Raw genomic sequence first — 6,916 nt, forward strand, 5'->3', positions numbered from 1 at the left:
CCTTCTCTTATGCCTTCAAGTTTTCCTTGCAATCTTTCTTCGCTCAATGTTAGCATTCTAAAATAATTTTCTTCCCATTCCGTATAGCCTTCCGTTAAATCGTCATTTTTTACAAACTTATTATACTTGTCGTAAATTTCTTTCATTATGGGATTTTTTTCTACTAAAACTTTCATCGTTTCCTCGCTCTGCGCACAGTCGTGCCAAATCTTTTTTAATATTCAAAAATTTAAACCAATCCGCAAGCGGTTCGTATAGTTTAGATTTTTCATTAAATTTTTTCAACTCTAAAAAATGCATTTCAAAATGATTAGTCAATATTTCATTTGTATCATATTCTTTAATAAAATAGCAACTATGCGGTTTGCTTTTATTTTCAGTTAAATTAAAATCCAAAATATTAATACTAATTACAGGATTTAAATCTTCGTATTTATTTTTAGCTTTCAAATTCGCAGTGTAGCTTTTTGCCCAATAATAAAGTCCTCGATAAATAAACGCTTTATTGCCTACTCTTTGAATTTCTATAATTACCGTTTCTCCGCTTTTAGTTTTCGCTCTAACATCGACAATAGTCTCTTTTCCATTAATCGATTCCTTTAAGTTGAAAGTATTTAAAATTTTAACTTCTTCAAAGCCTTCCTGTCCTGCGTCAATTCTTACGGAATTAATTAAATCTTTAAGTATATTTTGACTGTCTTCTTTTGCGAGTAGATAGCGCATAAAGTAGTCGTTCAAAACTTTAAAATCTTTTTCAATCATAATAATATTATAACAGAATAATTTTATTTGTCAAAAAATAATTTTTATTATTTTATTTATCTAGTTAAGTTTATATTGCTTCACTTCATTCGCAATGACGATTTTCTTCTTTTCGCAATTACAAATTATAACTCTTTTTATATCTTCGGGATGGTAAATCTAAGCCCTAAAAGAATTTCATGATACCATCTCGGAGTAACATCAATTATAAATCTATATCCAATATCCGCCGCAAGCCAGCTTTTTATATTAAACGAAAAACCGCCCGAAAATCCGAATACTATAGCGTTTCTCGATATATTTATTTTATTGTCGGATACGATATCCGTAGATAATTCTCCTTCCACAATTTGATGTTTTAATTGAGTGTTTATTTTTGTCCCAACCGAAAAACCCAAATAAATTGCAAATAAAGGATATTGATTTTGCAATATATTTTTTTTATTTTCGTCCGTAATTTCCGTATCGGTAAAAAAGAAATTTATATCGTAATAAATCGTTCCAAGTAAAGTATGCATTAAAAAATTATCTTTCATTCCTACCGCTTTACCAATGGCATATTCGAACTCCAAACGAACGGGCGAGACAGTATTTTCTGTGGTTATTCCGTATCCCAAAGCGACAGAAAGCCCCAAATAATTATAATAGCCTTTTTTTCCGTTATCTTTTATATAAATATTATTCGCGTCATGGCTAAACATAAATTTAGGAGAGAGATAAATTCCTTTCGGAGATACGGGCGAGACGGCAAACAGATTATAAGCCGAACATAAAAATATAATCCCAACTCCGATAACTGTCAATAAATATCTTTTCATTAATTTCATTCTCCTATAAACTCAAATCAAAAATTAAGCCTCATAGCCGCTATAAAATCGTTTTTCATTTTAACTTCCGTGTCGATTAAAAATCTATAGCCGACATCTACAGTAACAAAAGTCGTTATATTAAGAGCGAAGCCAAGTCCGAAGCCGATATTAAATTGTGATTTATTATAATAATTCGCTATGCTTACCATTCCTATTTTTTCAACGATTGTCTCCGTAATATATTGTTCCGTAGCCGCTCCGATAAGAATTCCCAAATAAACGCTCATTAAATATCTCTTTCCGTTTCTATAAACTTTGCTTTCCACGAGCGGATTATAATTTACTTTACAAAAATAAAAATCGTAATAAGCGCCGAATAAAAAAGTATGCATATTCATATCTTTTACATTTGTGTCGGAATGAACATTTCTTTCCAGTCCGCTTCTGTATAAATATTCAAATTCCACTCTAACGGGAGAATACAGATTTATCGCGTAAAAATTATAGCCAACCGAAGCGCCCGCTCCCACATATAAATTATTAACATTTTTATTGCTTACTTTCAAACTCAAACCCGAAAAAATAAATTTAGGCGATATATATAAACCCGTTTCTATTGCCGAAGCGATTGAACGCGAACAAAAAAATATAAAACAAATAAAAAATAATTTCTTTATTATAGTTTTATTAATAATTTTCTTAAAAATAATATTTTCAATCATAATCAAATATATTTTCCTTAAACATTTTTAAAATAATATTCCTATACTAAATCTTGATAACGGAACGAATCTTAATAAATAAACATAAGAAACTCCTATATCCATTATGGAAATATCTATAAAAGGACGAACTCCGCTCGTTATTCCCAAAGTTCTTGAAATATCTATTCTAAATCCCATTTCGAGAGCGAGATATCTGTCAAATACAAAAGTGTCTTTATTTTCCGTGCCGCTGGCTGTGGAATATAAATTCGCTTTAGTTTTAAAGAAAGTTCCGCCGAGTTTTGGAAGCAGGAAAAATCCTGTCGGGTTATTTCCTTTATTAAAATAGAATCTCACGCCTAAAGAAAAAGGAAACGCATAAACGCTTCCGCTATAATATGAAATGGCATTTCTATAATATGTGTTTATAAAATACATTCCAAAAGTGGCGTCAAGTTCCATTTTATCCAATAATCTTAAAGTATATACGAATCTGAATCCAAATCTTCCGTCCAAAGCTTTTCTTTCCGCTCCATCGGGCTGTTCGTAAACTAAATTAAACAGATAAGGAGCCATAAGAGTCGCAAAAATAGTCGTTCCGAAATCGACTCCGAGAGAATGTTTATGAGTAAAATCTCCGTTATAAATATTCGTTCCCGGGATAAAAATTGAATTTGAAAAAATCCTGTTCGTCTGCAAATTTGTCAAAAACGGAACATGAATATTCGTGTCAATCGGCTTAATGTCTATAATATCGTAATTCGGCATAAAATTGCTTTGAGCGAAAGAAATTCCGCTAAAAATAAGCGTCAATATGATAATGTTTAATAATCGCTTCATTCTTAAAACCTCATACTAAAGCCTATTCTTGGCAGAAAAATAAATCTTATTCCCATTAAATAAGGAAGATACGGCGCGCTTTGTAAAGTCGGAATATACATATCCAAAAAATCGAGCAGCGAAGTTCCTTTGCCAAACGCTTTGAAATGTTCCAATGTGTCTCTATAAAGAATATGCGCCGAAGATTTTACATAATAGCCCAACTCGAATAGCGATATATCAAAATAAGGTTTAACCGCCCATTCTCTAGTCGGGAATAATTCTATACTCCATCCCAGTTCGTAAGAGATATACATATTAAAATTGCGGTAAGTTTTACTCGTTGTTGTTATTCCGTCTATAGTGTTTTTAGTTTTTAAAGTATAAACCACTGGCTCGAATCCGATTCTGAATGTATTTACCGTTCTTCTAGTTTTTCCCGTAAAAAGTTTGACTCCGAAAGTCATCGGAATATAAGTATAAGAACTTTCAAAAGTAGAATCTCCGTAAATATTATTTGCAACCGTTCCTTCGGCTAAAATTCCCGAGATTTTACTTTGCGGAGCTACGAGTTTAAAACTCATCGACTGAACGCCCATTGAAAATTCAAATCCCAAATTCGGTCTGTGTAAATATGTGTAGGCGACATTTGGAATATACCACATGCTGCCCTTAAAATCCATATTATGCAAAAATTGTGAAATTCCCGGAATTAGAAGATTAAAATTAAGTTTTGCAAAATTAGTCGTAATCTCATAGTCGTAAGTTATCGCGTTTAGAAAGCCCGTCAAAAATCCCGCGTATCCCGTAGAAAAGTTGACATTTATCATTTGCCTTCCTTTCATGTAATGATATGTATTCGTATCGGAAACGGTAGACAAAGGTATTCCGTTGGCATGCAGATTTATCGCAGTTATATTAAAAAAAATAAAAAATACGATTATAAATAATTTCTTCATTTCAATAAAAGTCTGTCCTTAATTTTCCTTATTAATTTCTTACGCTTATATTATACATTATTTTTAATTAAATTCATTACTTTAAAAACCTTAAAAATTTAAAATCAAAATAAAATTCCAATGGCGAGTCTCGGCAAAGGAATAAACCTAAATATATGGGAATATGAAACTCCGATATCGAGCAAGGATATATCTATAAAAGTACGAACTCCGCCGTTTACTCCAAGTCTCCTTGACATATCTATTCTGAATCCCATTTCCGAAGCGACATAAAAATCGAATAAAGTCGAATTCTTTTGAACGCCGTTTTCCGTTCCTTTTGTGGCAAATATCGTAGCTCCTATTTTTGGAAGAATGAAAAAACCCGAAGCTCTGTCTTTTTTATTGAAATATAATCTCAAGCCGAGAGAAAGCGGAAAAGCGTAAGTTCCTCCGAAATATTCGGCATTGCTATTTTTATAATATGTATTCAAAATATAAAGTCCGAAAGTCGCGTCCAAATCTATTTTTTCGGTAAGTCTATAAGTATAAGTAAGTCGAAATCCGAATTTGCCTTCCAAAGTCTGCTTCTCTTCCTGTTTGAAAAGCAGATTAACAAGTAAAGGAGCGTTAAGAGTGGCAAAGATAGTAGTTCCAAAATCGATGCCTACGGAATGCCTATGAGATTTTATTCCGTTTTCAAAATTATTTTCGTTTGAAATTACGGAAAGTAAATTCGTATCGGGGTCGAACGGAATTATATCTATTAAAGAATAATCCATTATAAAATTGTCGTCTATATAATTTTCTTCGGTAATATTTTCGCTAATTTCTGAATTTTCTTCTTCTGTTTCCGTATTTTCTGAATTTTCGGTTTCTTCGTCTTCCATCTCTTCGGCTTTTGTCTCTTTGGCTTTTGTTTCTTTTGGCAGTTCTTCCGTTTTCTTTTCTTCGGTTTCATTAGTGGAATTAGTCGCGTCTGGAATTTTAATTTCAATATTTATAAGTTCGCCATTATTTAAAAGTATATCTTGGGCAAAGGAAATGCGGTTTATATTTAACGAAATAAATATTAATAATAAAACCTTAAGTAAAAATCTCATAATTATTAAAACCTTATCGTAAATCCCACTCTTGGAAAAATCGCTATTTTCAAAGAGGTCACAAATCCCACAGCTTTTGGAAAACTATCCCATTCTGGAAGAAAATTTAAACTAAACGATTCTAAATTCAAACCGCTAGCAAAAGGCAGTTTACTCACGGCGGAAGTGTCGCTCAAATGAGGAAGACTATTTCTAATCTCCTCGTAAATTCCTTTGTTTGCCGACTTTATATAAACTCCTATCTCGAAAAGAGAAAAATCTATATAAGGCTTAACTCTCCAGTTTTTATTTGGAAATAAATCTATTTGCCATCCCAGTTCGTAAGAAATATAAAATGTCGATTCTACGGTCGAACTTCTTCTCGTCTCTCCAGAAAATATGTTCTCGGTATCGATATTGTAAACTACCGTTTCTAATCCGAGTCTAAAAGTATTTACCGTTTTATGCGTTCGCCCCGAAATAATTTTTAATCCTAAATGAATTGGAATATAATAAAAAGAAGATTTAAAACCTATATTTTCTCCTCTGAGCGCTTTAACTAATTCCGAAAGGGATACTGGCATATTTGGAGATTGCATTCTGTTTAAAAAATCCGGCATTTTATCTTTAGGTATATTCAAAGAATACGATACCGATTGAACGCCTATTCCTAATTCTATTCCGATTACTTTATTAAGCAAAAGAGTGTAGGAAATATTTGGAATATACCAAAAACTTCCTTTTAAGTTTACGATATTTAAAATATCTTTAGCGCTAATATTATCTGAAAGTTTAATATCGTTAAGATTAATTTTTGCCAAACCCGAAAAAGTCTCTATATTTTTATATAAACTATTTACAAAAGAAGGAAATATAATGGAATGTCTCGGCAGCAAATTCACGCTTAATAATTGCCTTTCTTTCGCAAACTGTCTCGCTAAAATTTTATTGGTTGAAAAATCTCCCGCAAAAAAATTATCTAAATTAGTTTGAGAAAATGCCGTTAAATATACAAACGAATTTATAATTAATATATAAAAAGTTATTTTAAAAACATATTTTATAAATTTACGCATTTTATATCTCTTAAAATTTGTTCCTCAATTATAATTTAACAATTTAATCAAAAAAACATAAAAAAATTGTATCATTATAATATTTCGACATAAAACGGTTTAAAAATTAATTAGTTAAGAGTATTTTATTTGAGATTTACTTATATGTTTCAAATTTGCCAAAAGTTATATTATTTCCGCTAAATATTTCTTTCAATTTATCTTCTTCGTCTTTGGTAGCCATTTTTAATAATTTATCGGTATCTACGCTTCCATCATCTTTTTGATTTTCAGGTTTTATAGCTTCTGAAATATAGAAAGTAGCTCTATCTTCGCCAAGTTTTTCAAAAGCATTTTTCACGGCTTCCGTTCCTTTTTTATTTGCAGGCACGGTAATTGTAGCTCCCGCACCTTGTATAACTAACATATTATCATTACTATTTGTAGAGTTTTCATATATGCCTACAAATCCGCCTATATCTCCATTATTTGTATAATTAGTTCCACCGATAGTCATATTCTGACCGCCATTGCTTATTTTAAGGTTGCCGTAAGTTCCGTCTTCTATTTTGCCAAAAATATCAGTCAATGAAATATCTTCCCCTGGTTTAGTAATTGTAACGGTAGTTTTTTTACAAGAAGTAAAAGATAATATTAAAATAAAAAGTATTATAAAAAAATTCGCTAATTTCATTTTTTGTCCTTATATAATCTTATTTTATAAAACCATATATTAAGCTATTCGGC

8 protein-coding genes are annotated in these 6,916 nt (G+C 31.2%); all 8 read right to left on the reverse strand.

Annotated elements, in window-relative coordinates; genetic code table 11:
• Positions 1-120: 120 nt before the first annotated feature.
• A complete protein-coding gene (locus ACR0QS_RS09325; protein ID WP_432633171.1) occupies positions 121-762 on the reverse strand; it encodes an Rpn family recombination-promoting nuclease/putative transposase in 642 nt (213 codons plus the stop codon).
• Positions 763-899: 137 nt separating this feature from the next.
• Positions 900-1,580, reverse strand: coding sequence for an invasin (locus ACR0QS_RS09330; protein WP_432633172.1), 681 nt, complete (start codon positions 1,578-1,580; stop codon positions 900-902).
• Positions 1,581-1,606: 26 nt separating this feature from the next.
• Positions 1,607-2,293 (reverse strand): outer membrane beta-barrel protein, encoded by a 687-nt coding sequence (locus ACR0QS_RS09335; protein ID WP_432633173.1) that lies wholly within the window; start codon positions 2,291-2,293, stop codon positions 1,607-1,609.
• A 27-nt stretch (positions 2,294-2,320) separates the two neighbouring features.
• Positions 2,321-3,115, reverse strand: coding sequence for a hypothetical protein (locus ACR0QS_RS09340; RefSeq protein ID WP_432633174.1), 795 nt, complete (start codon positions 3,113-3,115; stop codon positions 2,321-2,323).
• Positions 3,116-3,117: 2 nt separating this feature from the next.
• A complete protein-coding gene (locus ACR0QS_RS09345; protein WP_432633175.1) occupies positions 3,118-4,053 on the reverse strand; it encodes a hypothetical protein in 936 nt (311 codons plus the stop codon).
• Between the two features lie 104 nt (positions 4,054-4,157).
• Positions 4,158-5,135 (reverse strand): hypothetical protein, encoded by a 978-nt coding sequence (locus ACR0QS_RS09350; RefSeq protein ID WP_432633176.1) that lies wholly within the window; start codon positions 5,133-5,135, stop codon positions 4,158-4,160.
• Positions 5,136-5,140: 5 nt separating this feature from the next.
• A complete protein-coding gene (locus ACR0QS_RS09355) occupies positions 5,141-6,190 on the reverse strand; it encodes a hypothetical protein (protein ID WP_432633177.1) in 1,050 nt (349 codons plus the stop codon).
• A 136-nt stretch (positions 6,191-6,326) separates the two neighbouring features.
• Positions 6,327-6,863, reverse strand: coding sequence for a hypothetical protein (locus ACR0QS_RS09360; protein ID WP_432633178.1), 537 nt, complete (start codon positions 6,861-6,863; stop codon positions 6,327-6,329).
• Positions 6,864-6,916 lie beyond the last annotated feature (53 nt).

This window comes from Brachyspira sp., assembly GCF_050873525.1.
Taxonomy (GTDB): domain Bacteria; phylum Spirochaetota; class Brachyspiria; order Brachyspirales; family Brachyspiraceae; genus Brachyspira.